The 12,906-nt window shown below is 55.4% G+C and carries 13 protein-coding genes; 9 read left to right on the top strand and 4 right to left on the bottom strand.

What is annotated here, in order from left to right:
- Positions 1-38: 38 nt before the first annotated feature.
- The 3 genes from ACXAC3_RS09730 to ACXAC3_RS09720 are packed head-to-tail and all read left to right on the top strand — an operon-like array spanning position 39 to position 4,348.
- On the top strand, positions 39-1,064 hold the full coding sequence (locus tag ACXAC3_RS09730; RefSeq protein WP_475159263.1) for an ABC transporter substrate-binding protein: 1,026 nt from the start codon (positions 39-41) through the stop codon (positions 1,062-1,064).
- Positions 1,065-3,281 carry an ABC transporter permease gene (locus ACXAC3_RS09725; RefSeq protein ID WP_475159262.1) on the top strand — a complete coding sequence of 739 codons (2,217 nt, stop codon included), beginning with the start codon at positions 1,065-1,067 and terminating at the stop codon, positions 3,279-3,281.
- Positions 3,278-4,348 (top strand): ABC transporter ATP-binding protein, encoded by a 1,071-nt coding sequence (locus ACXAC3_RS09720; RefSeq protein WP_475159260.1) that lies wholly within the window; start codon positions 3,278-3,280, stop codon positions 4,346-4,348. Before ACXAC3_RS09725 ends, ACXAC3_RS09720 begins: the two co-directional genes overlap by 4 nt.
- A gap of 528 nt (positions 4,349-4,876) precedes the next feature.
- Here the strand turns inward: ACXAC3_RS09720 and ACXAC3_RS09715 are convergent.
- Positions 4,877-5,668, bottom strand: a complete 792-nt coding sequence (locus tag ACXAC3_RS09715) for an inositol monophosphatase family protein (protein ID WP_475159256.1) — start codon at positions 5,666-5,668, stop codon at positions 4,877-4,879.
- A gap of 645 nt (positions 5,669-6,313) precedes the next feature.
- Between ACXAC3_RS09715 and ACXAC3_RS09710 the strand changes: the two genes are divergently transcribed.
- Both ACXAC3_RS09710 and ACXAC3_RS09705 read left to right on the top strand, forming a co-directional pair.
- Positions 6,314-6,649, top strand: a complete 336-nt coding sequence (locus ACXAC3_RS09710; RefSeq protein WP_475159253.1) for an HTH domain-containing protein — start codon at positions 6,314-6,316, stop codon at positions 6,647-6,649.
- A 101-nt stretch (positions 6,650-6,750) separates the two neighbouring features.
- Positions 6,751-7,506, top strand: coding sequence for an N-acyl homoserine lactonase family protein (locus ACXAC3_RS09705; RefSeq protein WP_475159250.1), 756 nt, complete (start codon positions 6,751-6,753; stop codon positions 7,504-7,506).
- Positions 7,507-7,692: 186 nt separating this feature from the next.
- Here ACXAC3_RS09705 and ACXAC3_RS09700 read toward each other — a convergent pair whose 3' ends face one another.
- Together ACXAC3_RS09700 and ACXAC3_RS09695 are read right to left on the bottom strand one after the other, a co-directional pair.
- Positions 7,693-7,815: a hypothetical protein gene (locus ACXAC3_RS09700; RefSeq protein WP_475159248.1), complete on the bottom strand. Its 123-nt coding sequence runs from the start codon at positions 7,813-7,815 to the stop codon at positions 7,693-7,695.
- Complete coding sequence (locus tag ACXAC3_RS09695) at positions 7,803-8,198, bottom strand: SDR family NAD(P)-dependent oxidoreductase (RefSeq protein ID WP_475159245.1); 396 nt, start codon at positions 8,196-8,198, stop codon at positions 7,803-7,805. Before ACXAC3_RS09695 ends, ACXAC3_RS09700 begins: the two co-directional genes overlap by 13 nt.
- Positions 8,199-8,779: 581 nt before the next feature.
- Here ACXAC3_RS09695 and ACXAC3_RS09690 point away from each other — a divergent pair.
- The 3 genes from ACXAC3_RS09690 (at position 8,780) to ACXAC3_RS09680 (ending at position 11,115) form a co-directional block, all read left to right on the top strand.
- A complete protein-coding gene (locus tag ACXAC3_RS09690) occupies positions 8,780-9,094 on the top strand; it encodes a PepSY domain-containing protein (RefSeq protein ID WP_475159241.1) in 315 nt (104 codons plus the stop codon).
- A gap of 82 nt (positions 9,095-9,176) precedes the next feature.
- On the top strand, positions 9,177-9,860 hold the full coding sequence (locus ACXAC3_RS09685; protein ID WP_475159238.1) for a winged helix-turn-helix domain-containing protein: 684 nt from the start codon (positions 9,177-9,179) through the stop codon (positions 9,858-9,860).
- Entirely contained in the window at positions 9,808-11,115 is a 1,308-nt protein-coding gene (locus ACXAC3_RS09680) for a sensor histidine kinase (protein WP_475159237.1), read from the top strand. The genes ACXAC3_RS09685 and ACXAC3_RS09680 overlap by 53 nt, the downstream gene beginning before the upstream one ends.
- Before the next feature lie 106 nt (positions 11,116-11,221).
- Here ACXAC3_RS09680 and ACXAC3_RS09675 read toward each other — a convergent pair whose 3' ends face one another.
- Complete coding sequence (locus tag ACXAC3_RS09675; RefSeq protein ID WP_475159235.1) at positions 11,222-11,437, bottom strand: hypothetical protein; 216 nt, start codon at positions 11,435-11,437, stop codon at positions 11,222-11,224.
- Between the two features lie 316 nt (positions 11,438-11,753).
- Here ACXAC3_RS09675 and ACXAC3_RS09670 point away from each other — a divergent pair, with 316 nt between their 5' ends.
- A complete protein-coding gene (locus ACXAC3_RS09670; protein ID WP_475159231.1) occupies positions 11,754-12,875 on the top strand; it encodes a linear amide C-N hydrolase in 1,122 nt (373 codons plus the stop codon).
- Positions 12,876-12,906: the final 31 nt, after the last annotated feature.

Raw genomic sequence — 12,906 nt, 5'->3', positions numbered from 1 at the left:
GGGAAGCCCGGACGCATAAAGCACAATGGGAGGAAAAAATGAGAAAATTGACAACCACGGCGTTTGGGTCGGTGATCGCCCTGGCCGCATCACTGTCGGCAGCACAGGCCGACAAGCTGACACTCTATTGTTCGGCGCAAGAAGATTGGTGCCAACTCATGGCACGCAGCTTTGAAGATGCGACCGGCATCGACGTCAACATGACCAGAAAATCGTCAGGCGAGACCTTTGCACAGATCCGCGCAGAAAGTTCGAACCCGAAGGGAGACGTTTGGTGGGGTGGCACGGGTGATCCACATTTGCAGGCCGCCGAAGAAGGCCTGACAATGGAATACATGTCGCCAATGCGTGACCAACTTCACGATTGGGCGATATCCCAGGCTGAAAGCGCGGGCAACAAAACGATCGGCATCTATTCAGGCGCGCTCGGGTATGGCTACAATGCCGACCTTGTCGCGGCAAACAACCTGCCCGAACCTGCGTGCTGGAAAGACCTGTTGAAGCCCGAATACAAGGGCCACGTCCAGATGGCGAACCCGAACTCATCAGGTACGGCCTATACGACGCTGGCCTCGATGGTGCAGATTTTCGGTGAGGATGAGGGCTTTGAGTTCATGAAGGGTCTGCATTCGAACATCAACCAGTACACCAAGTCAGGCTCTGCGCCGATCAAGGCCGCCGGGCGGGGCGAGAACACAATTGGCATCGTCTTCATGCATGATGCTGTAAAGCAGGCTGTTTCAGGATTCCCGATCAAGGTCGTCGCACCATGTGAAGGCACCGGGTACGAAATTGGCTCGATGTCAATCATCGACGGCGCCCGCAACGAAGAAGAGGCGAAGAAGTTCTATGACTGGGCCCTGTCGCCCGAAGCTCAGAACCTTGCCCTTCAGGTCAACGCGTTTCAGGTGCCTTCGAATAAAGGCGCAGATACTTCCGAAAGCGCGCCTGACATGAGTCAGATCAAGCTGATTGACTATGACTTCAAAAAATATGGTTCCTCGGACGAACGGAAGCGGCTTTTGCAGAAATGGGACGAAGAGGTTTCGACTCTGCCACAGTAAATGACTGACCAGACCTCAAAAACGACCCATCCGGTCCTGATCTTCTGGATCATTGCTGGGTGGGTCGGATTCTGCCTGCTGCCATGGTACATGGTTGACGGCGGCCTGTGGTCGTTCGAATGGCTTTTGGACGGTTACCCGTTCGATGAGGATTATGCCCCCGCCGCGTTTCTGATCGGGCAAGGCGAAAAACTCTGGCTTGCTCCACTTCTGATAGCGCTGGTATTGCCGCTTCTGGTGTTAAAGCGCGCCAAGTCCGACCCGCTTTATGCCCGCATTCTGATCCTTTCCGGTGCGCTCGGCTTTGGCTGGCTGATCGCTCAGGGCTTCAGCATTGGCATCCGAGGTTTCAACTTCGACTGGCTGGAAGCATTGTTTGGTGAGCTTGGCGACCGTCAGTTTGGAATGGGCTATGGCGCAATGATCTGCGCATCAAGCTTTCTGTTCCTGCTTACTCAAGGGATCGCTGCCAGGGGCGCCATTAACGGTGACGTTTTTGTCGTAAGTGCTATTGGCGGTGTGATAACAATCGTCACCGCATTTGTCTTTTTCCCGATCGCCAAGATGCTTTTCGCTGCCTTCATCACCGAAGACGGGGCGTATTCCATCGCGGTATTCTTCTCGAAGTTTTTCGATGACCGACTGTGGGGGTTAGGATGTTTTCAGGGTGCGCGCTGCGGTGCCGCCTGGAACTCACTGTTCCTCGCCATCCTTGTCGGCGTCATCACCACTGTCTTGGGCCTGTGCTTCGCACTGGTCGTGACGCGCTCGGGCTTTCGCTATAAGCGCGCGCTGCGGGCCTTGACTGTTCTGCCAATAATCACCCCGCCCTTCGTGATCGGCCTGGCGCTTATCCTGCTTTTTGGCCTGTCCGGTTCTGTCACCCGGTTCTTTGCCGAGTTGTTCGGCACGCAGCCGACACGCTGGCTTTACGGAATGCCGGGCATCCTGATCGCGCAGACACTCGCGTTTACGCCAATTGCGTTTCTCGTACTGATAGGCGTGGTTGAAGGCGTCTCTCCGTCGATGGAGGAAGCGGCCCAGACCCTTCGGGCCAGCCGATGGCAGACGTTCAAGACGGTTTCCTTGCCTCTGATGCGGCCCGGTCTTGCGAATGCGTTTCTTCTTGGCTTCATCGAAAGCATGGCGGATTTCGGCAACCCGCTTGTGCTGGGCGGCAATTTCGACGTGCTCTCGACCGAGATATTCTTCGCCATCGTCGGCGCGCAATACGATCAGGGCCGCGCCGCCGTTCTGGCCATGGTGCTTTTGTTCTTCACACTCTCGGCGTTTTACGCGCAGCGCGTCTGGCTGGGAAAGAAAAGCTACACCACCGTCACGGGCAAAGGCGACGCGGGGGTGCATCCGCTGATGCCAACCGGCCTTTCGGTCCCCGTGCTGGTGATTGCCCTGGGCTGGGCGCTGTTTACCATCATCGTCTATGCGATGATCGTCTATGGCAGCGTGGTCGAGCTTTGGGGGGTCAACAATTCGCTGACACTCAAACATTACGTCACCGCGTTCTCGGTCCGCTTCGAAGAAGAAGGCATTCGTTGGACCGGCGCCGCCTGGGACAGTTTCTGGACCACTATCACAATCGCTGCCCTTGCCGCGCCCCTGACCGCCGCCGTCGGGCTGGTGACGGCCTATCTGCTGACACGGCAGAGCTTTGCGGGCAAGAACGCGTTCGAGTTCGGAACGATGCTGTCCTTTGCGATCCCCGGAACAGTGATCGGCGTCAGCTATATTCTCGCCTTCAATGTCCCGCCGATCGAGATCACGGGCACGGGCGTCATCCTCGTTGTCAGTTTCATCTTCCGCAACATGCCGGTCGGCGTTCGCGCGGGCATTGCCAGTATGTCACAGCTTGACCGCAGCCTGGATAAATCCTCGTTAACCCTTGGCGCAAACTCGTGGCAGACGTTCCGGCGCATCATCCTGCCGCTGTTGCGCCCCGCGATACTGGCCGCGCTTGTCTACAGTTTCGTGCGCGCCATGACGGCGATCTCGGCCGTCATCTTTCTGGTCAGTGCGGAATATGACATGGCGACCAGCTACATCATTGGTCGGGTCGAGAATAACGATTATGGCCTTGCGATCGCCTATTCGACGACGCTGATCTTCGTGATGCTCGCGGCGGTCGGCTTATTGCAACTTCTCGTCGGCCGGGTCCAGATTGGCCGGCGCACGCAGCACGGAACGGAGACATCGCCATGACCGACACCAAAATCGGTTCCAAGGCCGCCCCGGTACGCTTTGAAAACGTGTCGAAAGTGTTCGGCAAGGATGTCGTCGCCGTCGATAACATCAATCTGCACGTAGAGGCGGGAAAGCTCGTCACATTGCTTGGTCCGTCGGGCTGTGGAAAAACAACGACATTGCGCATGATTGCCGGGTTAGAGATGGCAAGCTCGGGCAAGATCCTGATTGGTGATCGGGACGTGACCAAATTGCCGGCCACCGACCGGGACGTATCCATGGTGTTCCAGTCATACGCGCTTTTCCCTCATATGAGCGTGCTGGAGAACGTGATGTATGGCCTCACATTCTCGGGCTTTGCAAAGGATGAGGCCCGCAGCCGTGCCTTGTATGGATTGGAGTTGGTTGGTCTTCAGGGCTTCGACAACCGCCTTCCCTCGGAACTATCCGGCGGCCAGCAACAGCGTGTTGCCGTCGCCCGCGCGCTGGTTCTTGAGCCGCAGGTGCTGCTGTTCGACGAGCCGCTGTCCAACCTCGACGCCAAACTTCGCCGTCAGGTGCGCGAGGATATTCGGGCAATTCAGCAAGACCTTGGCCTGACCGTTGTCTACGTGACCCACGATCAGGAAGAGGCGCTGGCGGTCTCGGATGAGATTGTCGTTATGCGCAACGCCGCGATCGCTCAGATGGGCACACCACGCCAGCTTTACGACGCCCCGAATGACCGGTTTGTTGCCGATTTCATAGGTGAGGCAAACCTTCTGAGTTGCCAAATCGTTGGTATCGATGGCGATGCGGCAACCATCGAAATCGAAGGCTACCGCCACACACTGCCACACCGAGGTTTGTCCGAAGGGGCCGCGACCATTGCCGTGCGACCCTCACGTCTGGTGATCGGCTCCGATCAGGGCATACCGGCCACGGTGGCCAAGGCGACCTATGTTGGCGTTCGGATGGAATACACACTAACCGGTGAGTTTGGTCAGGTTTTCGCCGTCCACGATGATGTCGATGCGCCGCTTGAACCCGGCACCGAGATCAGGATGGGTTTTACCGACAAAGGGCCGGTGCTTTTGCCCGACTAGATGCCAAACCTTTTGATCTTCACACATCCCTAGGTCTTTGTTGATCCGGGCGTCCCGATCAAAGACTGGGGCCTGAATGCGAGGGGCTGCAAACGCGCTACTGAATTTGCTTCTGGTGAAGTCTTGTCGAATGTCACGAAGATTTGGACCAGCGATGAGCGAAAAGCCCGTGAAACGGGTGAGGTAATTGCCACCGAGCGAATTCGAGGCGGCGGCTGATGCTTTTTTTGCACAGTCGAAAACCAGTTATTGCAGCTGGGAAACAGCTATCGAGGCACAGAGGCACAGAGGCACAGAGGCACAGAGGCACAGAGGCACATTTATCGGGCAGTCACAGTGATAGTCCAGATCCATGGCGCCGGGGACCTCGCAATCGTGACCCACGGAGCGGTCAGCACGTTGTTTTGGTGCGCCTTCTCAGATTTTTCGATAGGCCGCAAGTCTGACCAGCCCTCACAAGGTCATTTCTGGCAGGCAGGTTTATCGACGCTAAAACCTCATTCAAGTTGGGTACCGTTGGCGTAGACGTTAAGCCCTCCAAGCGTTCTCTGCGACCTCAAGCAGCGTCTCGAACACATCCGGAGTGCCCACGATCACACGCCCCCCTTCTCGGATCATCGCGTCGGCGTTCTGATCCTCAACAATGCCGCCCGCTTCCGAGACCAGCAATTGCCCAGCCAGACAATCCCAGGCATTCATGTGTTCTTCCACGTAACCCAAGAGGCGCCCGGCAGCGACATAGGCCAATGACAGCGCTCCGCTGGCGTTTCTGTGGAACATAGCCCCGTGCTCGATCAGGTTCTCGACAACAGGTAAAACATGGCGTGTCTCGACCCGGTTCGAATACCCTACGGCGACGGTTCCGTCCCGCAATGCCACCCCCGACGCGACGCGCATCGGTGATCCGTTTAGTGTCGCTCCTTCTCCGCGCATTGCAACAAAGGTTTCGTCCATGTTTGGATCGTGGATCACGCCTACCGCCGTGTGCCCCCTGGTGACACCGGCCAGAACAATGGTCCATGCCGGAATGCCGTTCACGAAATTCGTTGTCCCGTCAATTGGGTCAATCACCCAGTCAAAGCCACTCTCTCCCGCTGCCGCGCCGTGCTCTTCACCAAAAATCCCATCCTTGGGCCACGCTTCCGCGATTCTTTCACGAATGAAGGTTTCGACATTCCTGTCCGCCTCGCTGACCCAGTCCTGAGCGCCTTTTTGATCAACAACAAGATTACCCAGATCGGCGAAATAATTTTTGGCAATTTCCCCGGCCTCCTCGCAAACTGCGACAGCAAAATCTCTGCGTTCTGAAAGTCGAGACATGGGTGATCCTTTTCCGGTTGGAGAGTTGCCATGCATCATTGCAGGCTAAGCGAATGCCAGGCAATCAAAGAGTTATTTCGCATTTCCGGGAGCTATGTCGGCGCTGCAAACCTGGAGATTCTAGTGCTGACGATCTCTTTTGCACTCAACAATCAAGCAGTGTTGTCAGAAAGATGCGAACTAGTTTCAGGCAAGCCCAAAGAGCTGTCCTTTGTGTTGCGCCAAGTTCGAGACACTCGGCGAGAGCAACGAACTGTTTCAGCTTGAAAATGTCTCGGCTGTTGAAAGATCGCTCCTGGTTGAAATGGTTGTGTTCGGAGGAATAAACGGCCGCGAATTTCTGTAAACTGCGCATGGCCACGCTGGCTTGGAACGATGACATGGTACCCTGCCGCCGCGGGTGCGGACATTTAGTGGTGCCAGGAATATGCATGCTCGGGCCATCCAAGGCACAGCACAATCGGATTGCCCTTGTTTTCCTGCCCTGCCTCAAAGACCTCATGTTCAATGCTATTCAGCGAGGAGGTTGGGTGAGAGAAAATTGGTGATCGTGGTCATATCGGTGTCTCCGGTTTGGTTTCCTCGACACTGGCCTAGATTTTAAAGGTATCAAACTATGACACCTTTCTGTATCAGCCTTAATTTATGAAGGGCCGATCCCGACAAGACGCCATCATTCGAAACCTGCGCCGCAGCGGAGCGACAACGGTCGAAACCTTGTGTGATGAGGTCGGGGCAACGCGCAGCACGATCCTGCGCGACCACTCTGCATTGCGTGACGAAGGCTACGTGATCATCGCCGAACAGGGTCTGGCTGACAATTGCCAGAGAGAGAGATCAGCCCAGTCCAAAACTCGGTGTCTCAATGCAGGCAAACTGCGAAAGCTCTTCTGGTTCCAATCCAAAGGAATATCGGGATCCAGCACGTCCAAGAATGCACCCAGCCGGGCGATTCAGACAGGAAACCCCAACAAACGCTAAAGAATTTGACTCTGTCGTGTCGAGCAGGTACTGAAAGAGCGTATGTATATTGACTTTCATCCCCCACCCTAAAACCTTGAGAGCAGACAGGGGGAGAGCGCGTGCAAGCAGAGGGTTTTGTCAAAGGGCGTCCATGTGAACTGGCCGTGCTGGACTATGGCCTCTTCAAGGTCCACTCCAACGGCAGGATCATAGGGATTTGCGGGTTTGTGATCCGCACGGACGCTGGCGAGGTCATCCTGATCGATACCGGCTTTCCAGCCAAATACGCAACTGACACTGACGCCGCGGTGAAAGAAGACCGGCTATTTGAGTTTGGTGAGGTTCTGATATGCGGGCCCGACAACCTGCCGCAAGCACAGCTTGCCAAGTTGGGGATCAAACCCACGGACATCACATTGCAGATTTGTACGCACACTCATATCGATCATATTGGTGGCTTGGGTGATTTTCCAACCGCGCCTATCCTGATATCAGCCGCAGAACGAGCCCTGCCGCGTCCGCTTTATTGGGGAAATGTGCAGCCGCTGGAATGGCCGGATAGGGAGTATCTTGAGATAGAAGGCGATGCTGAAATTGGACCGGGATTTAGGGTCCTAGCAGCCCCCGGCCACGCACCCGGTCAGATTGCCATGATGATTGACCTTCCCTCCGGAGCAGTTTTGCTGACAAGTGATGCGATCTCCCGGCCGGCGGAGATTGACGAAAGATTTGCGGGGTCCTGGGATGAGGATGCCGCGATCGCAAGTGCTGAGCGCCTCATGAGTTTGGCATCTCAGAAGAAAGCCTTTGTGATCTATGGGCATTGTCCAGAGCAATGGCCAAAACTGAGAAAAGCGCCAGAACTCTATCGCTGATCCCGAAAGGGCTTTTGCCTCTTTATCGAAGAGCACTCCACATGCCTACCGTACGTCGCGCCCCTGGTTGAGGATGAACACGTTGCCTCTGGAAACGTCACCTGCCGGAGAGATCAGAAAACTGACCCACGCGGCGATTTGTTCAGGTCGCATCGCTTGACCGTGCGGCATGGCATCGACCGCTTGTTACAAGACATCTTCAGTGAGAACGCCAAAAAGCGGTGTCTCTGTCATCGCAGGGGCCAGCGAGTTCACACAGATTTTGTCGCGCGCATAACGCCGGGCGAGGTCTTTCGTCAGCGTGTCCATCGCCGCCTTTGACGCCCGATAGTGCGGTGGGTCGAAGACATCAAAGTTACACGCTCCGTTTGAGAAATATTGACGATCTTTTTGATGCCTTCACGTTCCAACATCATTGGTACCGCCTGCTGGCAGCAATGGAAGGCAGAGGAAAAATTTATTGCCATCTGCCTGTCGAATTCTTCTGCAGGAATGTTCGGAAAATCCGACATGAAACAAGTGCCCGCATTATTGACCAAAGCGTCCAATCCACCGTGCGCTGCTTTAATGCTCGTAAACGTACGAGAAATCGCTTCTGAACCCGTCAGATCAACGGACATAGGTGTGAAACTCAATTTGAGATCTATAGCCAATTCATCCAAGCCATTGGCGTCAACATCCAAGCCAATCACGTGCATCCCATCCGTGCACAATTAGCGGCTTATAGCGCGCCCCAATCCTCCCGCAGCGCCAGTGACAACGACTGATTTCATGGCAATACCTCTTGGTCTGGCATCGGATGAGTTACTTTACCGTGCAGGATCAAGCTCAATACCCTTCCTTACATTATCAGGTCGAAGACGAGTCCTTTCAATGTTCACTATGCGTAATCATCCTGACCTGCCAGCCATTTGGCCGTCTTGGCGGACGGCCCAGAGCCGATCTTGAACACCGTCTATTAATGCTGCATTCGCGCCCGCATTGCTGCCGTTCGCTGCAGTAGGAATAATAATAGTTATCGAGCCCTTCAAAAGATCGCTGCCGACCTCTTCAGTTTACTTTCCAAAGTTTGGTTTTGCTCCGTAATTAATTTCCAAGTTTTACACTAGCACTCACCGACTGCCTTTCTTGAGCTTTCTTTCCTTGCCGTCGCATGCCGAACATAACCTTACAAAGATGTAAATTGTGGGAGAGCTTCAGCAAATGTGTCCGCCCCATATCGGTGTCACAGGAAGGCAACGACGCCTTCGAAACTCAGATACGGAGACACGATATGGACAACAAAATCATCGCAGGCGGCGCACTGGCTGGATTGCTATTGTCGGGTGCACTGATTGGTACGGTATCCGCTCAAACGGCGGCGACCGCCACCGGGCTGACCGAAGAGCAGGCGATTGAAATTGCCTTGCTGGAAGTTCCGGGTGAGATCCAGGAAGTCGAACTTGAGAAAGAAGACGGTGCGTCGGTCTATGAGATCGAAATCGTCAGGGCGGACGGCAAAGAATTCGAGATCGAGATCGCCGCAGACACCGGTGCCGTGATCGAAGTGGAAGCCGAAGATGACGACGATGAAGGCGACAACGACTAAGGCAGCGCGCCCTTGCGATTGATTGGCCAAATCGGAGGCCCTTGATTACAGTGGCCTCCGATTGAAAACAATTGGGTGCGATATGCGCATTTTGCTGTTGGAGGATGATGCACACCTCGGGTCGTGGGTCAAAAATGGTCTGCGCGAGGAAGGTCATGTCGTCGACCACTTTGAGGACGGAAAAGAGGCTTTGATCGCCGCCATGGGACAGGATTACGATGTGCTGGTTCTTGATCGGATGGTGCCCGGTCTTGATGGGCTGGCTGTCCTCAAATCCCTCCGCGCCTCAAAGAATTCAACCCCCGCCCTGTTCCTAACCGCACTTGGCGAAGTGGATTCCCGAGTCGAAGGGTTTGATGCTGGCGGGGACGATTACCTGACGAAGCCCTTTGCCTTCGCAGAGCTTTCCGCGCGGGTTGGCGCTCTTGGCCGCCGCGGGGACAACGCGTCGATGGACATTGAAAAACAGACTGTCTTGCGGCAAGGGGACTTAAGCCTCGACCTGCTGGCCCGAACCTGCAAACGGCAGGGTCGTGAGATCGAGCTTATGGCAAAGGAATTCAAGCTGCTTGAGTACTTAATGCGCCGCCCTGGCCGATTGGTGACGCGTACGATGTTGCTGGAACAGGTCTGGGACATGAGTTTTGATCCGACCACAAGCGTCGTTGAAACCCATATCAGCCGATTGCGCGCTAAGATTGACAAGCCATTCGATGACCAACTCATCCGAACACGTCGTGGCGAGGGCTATGTCTTTGGACATTAACTTCACTTGGCTCCACCGATCTTCGACCGTTCGGCTGGCACTGATCCTGTCGGTGATCTTCGCTATTGGGATGGCGGTCGCTGTCTTCACCGCCCTGAAAATAGGGGCTGGTGCGTTTGAGCGCAGGGCGGATGCGACCCTCCAATCCATGTCCAGTGCTTCGGATCTGCAAGGCGCGCGGGGTGATGGTCTTGGGCTTATACTGCGTACCGCCGATGATCTGGATGATCTGCCCGGAGCCTTTGCCCGCGCGGCGCGACGAGGCGGCGGCACGGTCGATCTGGAAGATGATTTCCGCAATGCAGAGACCTGGAGGGTTCTCGTCAACGCGGATAGTCAAGGCGCACCAGTTGTCATTGCTGTGGCTTTGGACGATGGCGAAGACGCGCTTGAACTGCTTAGCGGTGTGCTATGGACGACGGTTTCGGTCGTTGTTGCATTGAGCTTGATCATTGGCTTGACAGCAGGGTTTCTGGGGCGACGCCGACTGAAGCGGATCAACGAAACGTTATCGGCACTGGCCTCCGGTGACCTTACTGCACGCACGGGGATCGCACAGTCGAACGATGATTTGGGGGACATGGCCCATCAGGTTGATGTGACGGCCGGAGAATTAGAGCAGCTTGTTGCACAGACCCGGCATCTCAGCGCCAGCCTGGCCCATGATCTCCGTACTCCGCTTGCGCGGCTGCGGTCCCGGCTTGAGGTCTTGCCAGACGGCGAAATACGTGACGCGGCCCTTGAAGAGGCTGAACGCCTATCCACCATTTTTGATACGATCATGCGCGTCGCGCGCATCGAGGCGGCACAAGGGACGGACGGCTTCGAAAAAATTGCTCTGGATGCCTTTGCAAAAGAGCTGTTCGAGGTCTTTGCTCCGGTTGTCGAGGATTCCGGGAAGTCGCTCGTGCTCGACATGGTTCAAACCGGAACCGTGTTTGCGGACCGCCAAATGTTGGTTCAGGCCGTGGCGAACCTGATCCAGAACGCAATCCGCCATGGTGGGCCGGAGATCACGCTCAAAGTGCATGGGAAATCTGTTGGCGTGGTCGATGATGGCCCCGGTGTTGATCCCTCTGACTTTGCCGAGATCATCAAACCCATGGTGCGGTTGGATGCCTCACGCCAGACAGAGGGCACAGGTCTCGGATTGGCGCTTGTGCGGGCGGTCGCCAATCGGCACCAAGCAGAGCTTGTCCTGGCTCCGCTCCAGCCGCAGGGCCTCTCCGTCACTCTGAAGTTTGCAGATTTGTAAAGTTGGGATCAGGCGCGCGTAAAGCCCCCCGCTTACATCAGTTTCATCGAAACAACGACTGAAACTGGAGACTCTCAAAATGCAAAAACATGTGAATAAAATGGTATCATGCGCAGCGAGTATCAGCCTTTTCCTGATCGGCTGTGCCGTAGCAGGGTTTGGACTGGTTTTTATGTTCCACATGGCCATCTTCGCCGTTGTGGTAGCTGGTCTCGGCCTTCTCGCTGCCCCTCTTCTTAAATTTGTCGGTCTGTCCGCCGATAATAATGCAGAAAGTCTCGCCGTCTAAGCCTTGCGGAGCCGCACCCAGGCGCTCCTGCAACCGTTAGTTTCTCATGTATTCATCACGAGAGCCCCGCGTGACGCCTTTCGGCCAGTGCGAGAACTTGGTCCAGGCCTGCATGCACCTAGAAAACGGAATTTGAGCACTAGTCCATGCACGCTATGCCATGCAGATCAAACGAATCCCGGATTGAGAAGCTTGGGAACCGGTCGATTTGAGATACGGCAGCTGATTGTAGTGGACACGCGTCGGGCCGAACCACAGATTTCGCAAAAATACTGACATTTGTCGGTTACCGATTTGTGTTCTAGTCTGTGCACTGAACTGTTGATGCGACCTCAGGGGGACTTCCATCGTGACCTACTTTCTTCGCATTAGACGGCTGGCACTGAAATCGGTTGCCGTACTCTGCATTTTCGCGACAGCGGGTTATGCCTGCACCGGCATTACCCTTACTGGGTCAGATGGAACGACCGTTTTTGCGCGCACATTGGAGTGGGGTACGTTTGATCTCGCACCAGAAATCCTTGTGATCCCTCCGGGCACCGAATTGTCGGCCTCTGGGATGCCGGACGGCGCGCCTGGGCATACCTGGTCAACAACCTATGGCGTGGCGGGAATCACAGCGTTGGGCAAACCGCTTTTTGGCGACGTTATGAATGAAAATGGCCTGGTCGTCGGAACCTTCTATCTGCCGGGCTTCACCGAATATCAAAACTACGACCCCGCATACGCGGCGATCTCAATGAGCTCTTCCGATCTTGCTGGGTATATTGCGACCCAGTTTTCCTCGGTAGCTGAAGTTCGTTCGGCTTTGGAAAGCATTCGTGTTGTCCCGGTGATCGAACCTGCAATTGGCATTCCGCCGCCGCTTCATTTTATGGTGTCAGACCCCAGCGGCGAAGCGATCGTTATCCAGTACATCGATGGTGTTCCTACCGTTTTTGACGCCCCGCTTGGCGTTATCACGAACGCGCCCAACTATGACTGGCACATCACAAATCTGAACAATTTCCTCAATCTGTCCGCGATTTCACTGGCCCCAGTGGAGGCAGACGGGTTGCGGTTTGCTCCGCTTGGAGCAGGCAGCGGAATGTTGGGGCTGCCCGGAGATTTCACACCGCCTTCGCGGTTTGTACGTGCGGTCGCCTTCTCACAAACGGCGCGCGAAACCGAGGGGGGCTTCGACACAGTTCGAGAGGCGTTTCGCATCCTGGACAACTTCAATGTTCCGATCACTGCCGCGGAAGGAGATGCAGCCGCAGACGGTACGGAAGATTTGATATACAGCGCCACACAGTGGACGGCGGCCAGCGACCTGACAAACAAGCGCATCTATTATCACACGCAATGGAATCGAAATGTGCGCGTCGTGGATGTAGGAAGCATTGATTTTTCGGATGCAGGGATGGAGATGATAAGCATCCCGCTGGATGCATCTCGTGCGCCATCGATCGAGACCGTTGTGTTCGAATAGGCCGGTCGCGAAAACAACAATATTGACTGAG

This window comes from Ruegeria sp. ABV4_181 (assembly GCF_056158465.1).
This window is presented reverse-complemented; position numbering and strand designations above follow the sequence as displayed.

Excerpts from the sequence above, each read along its gene's own strand:
- ACXAC3_RS09730 (WP_475159263.1), top strand. The coding sequence starts at position 39 with ATGAGAAAATTGACAACCACGGCGTTTGGGTCGGTGATCGCCCTGGCC.
- ACXAC3_RS09725 (WP_475159262.1), top strand. The coding sequence starts at position 1,065 with ATGACTGACCAGACCTCAAAAACGACCCATCCGGTCCTGATCTTCTGG.
- ACXAC3_RS09720 (WP_475159260.1), top strand. The coding sequence starts at position 3,278 with ATGACCGACACCAAAATCGGTTCCAAGGCCGCCCCGGTACGCTTTGAA.
- ACXAC3_RS09715 (WP_475159256.1), bottom strand. The coding sequence starts at position 5,668 with ATGTCTCGACTTTCAGAACGCAGAGATTTTGCTGTCGCAGTTTGCGAG.
- ACXAC3_RS09710 (WP_475159253.1), top strand. The coding sequence starts at position 6,314 with ATGAAGGGCCGATCCCGACAAGACGCCATCATTCGAAACCTGCGCCGC.
- ACXAC3_RS09700 (WP_475159248.1), bottom strand. The coding sequence starts at position 7,815 with ATGGACACGCTGACGAAAGACCTCGCCCGGCGTTATGCGCGCGACAAA.
- ACXAC3_RS09690 (WP_475159241.1), top strand. The coding sequence starts at position 8,780 with ATGGACAACAAAATCATCGCAGGCGGCGCACTGGCTGGATTGCTATTG.
- ACXAC3_RS09685 (WP_475159238.1), top strand. The coding sequence starts at position 9,177 with ATGCGCATTTTGCTGTTGGAGGATGATGCACACCTCGGGTCGTGGGTC.
- ACXAC3_RS09680 (WP_475159237.1), top strand. The coding sequence starts at position 9,808 with ATGACCAACTCATCCGAACACGTCGTGGCGAGGGCTATGTCTTTGGAC.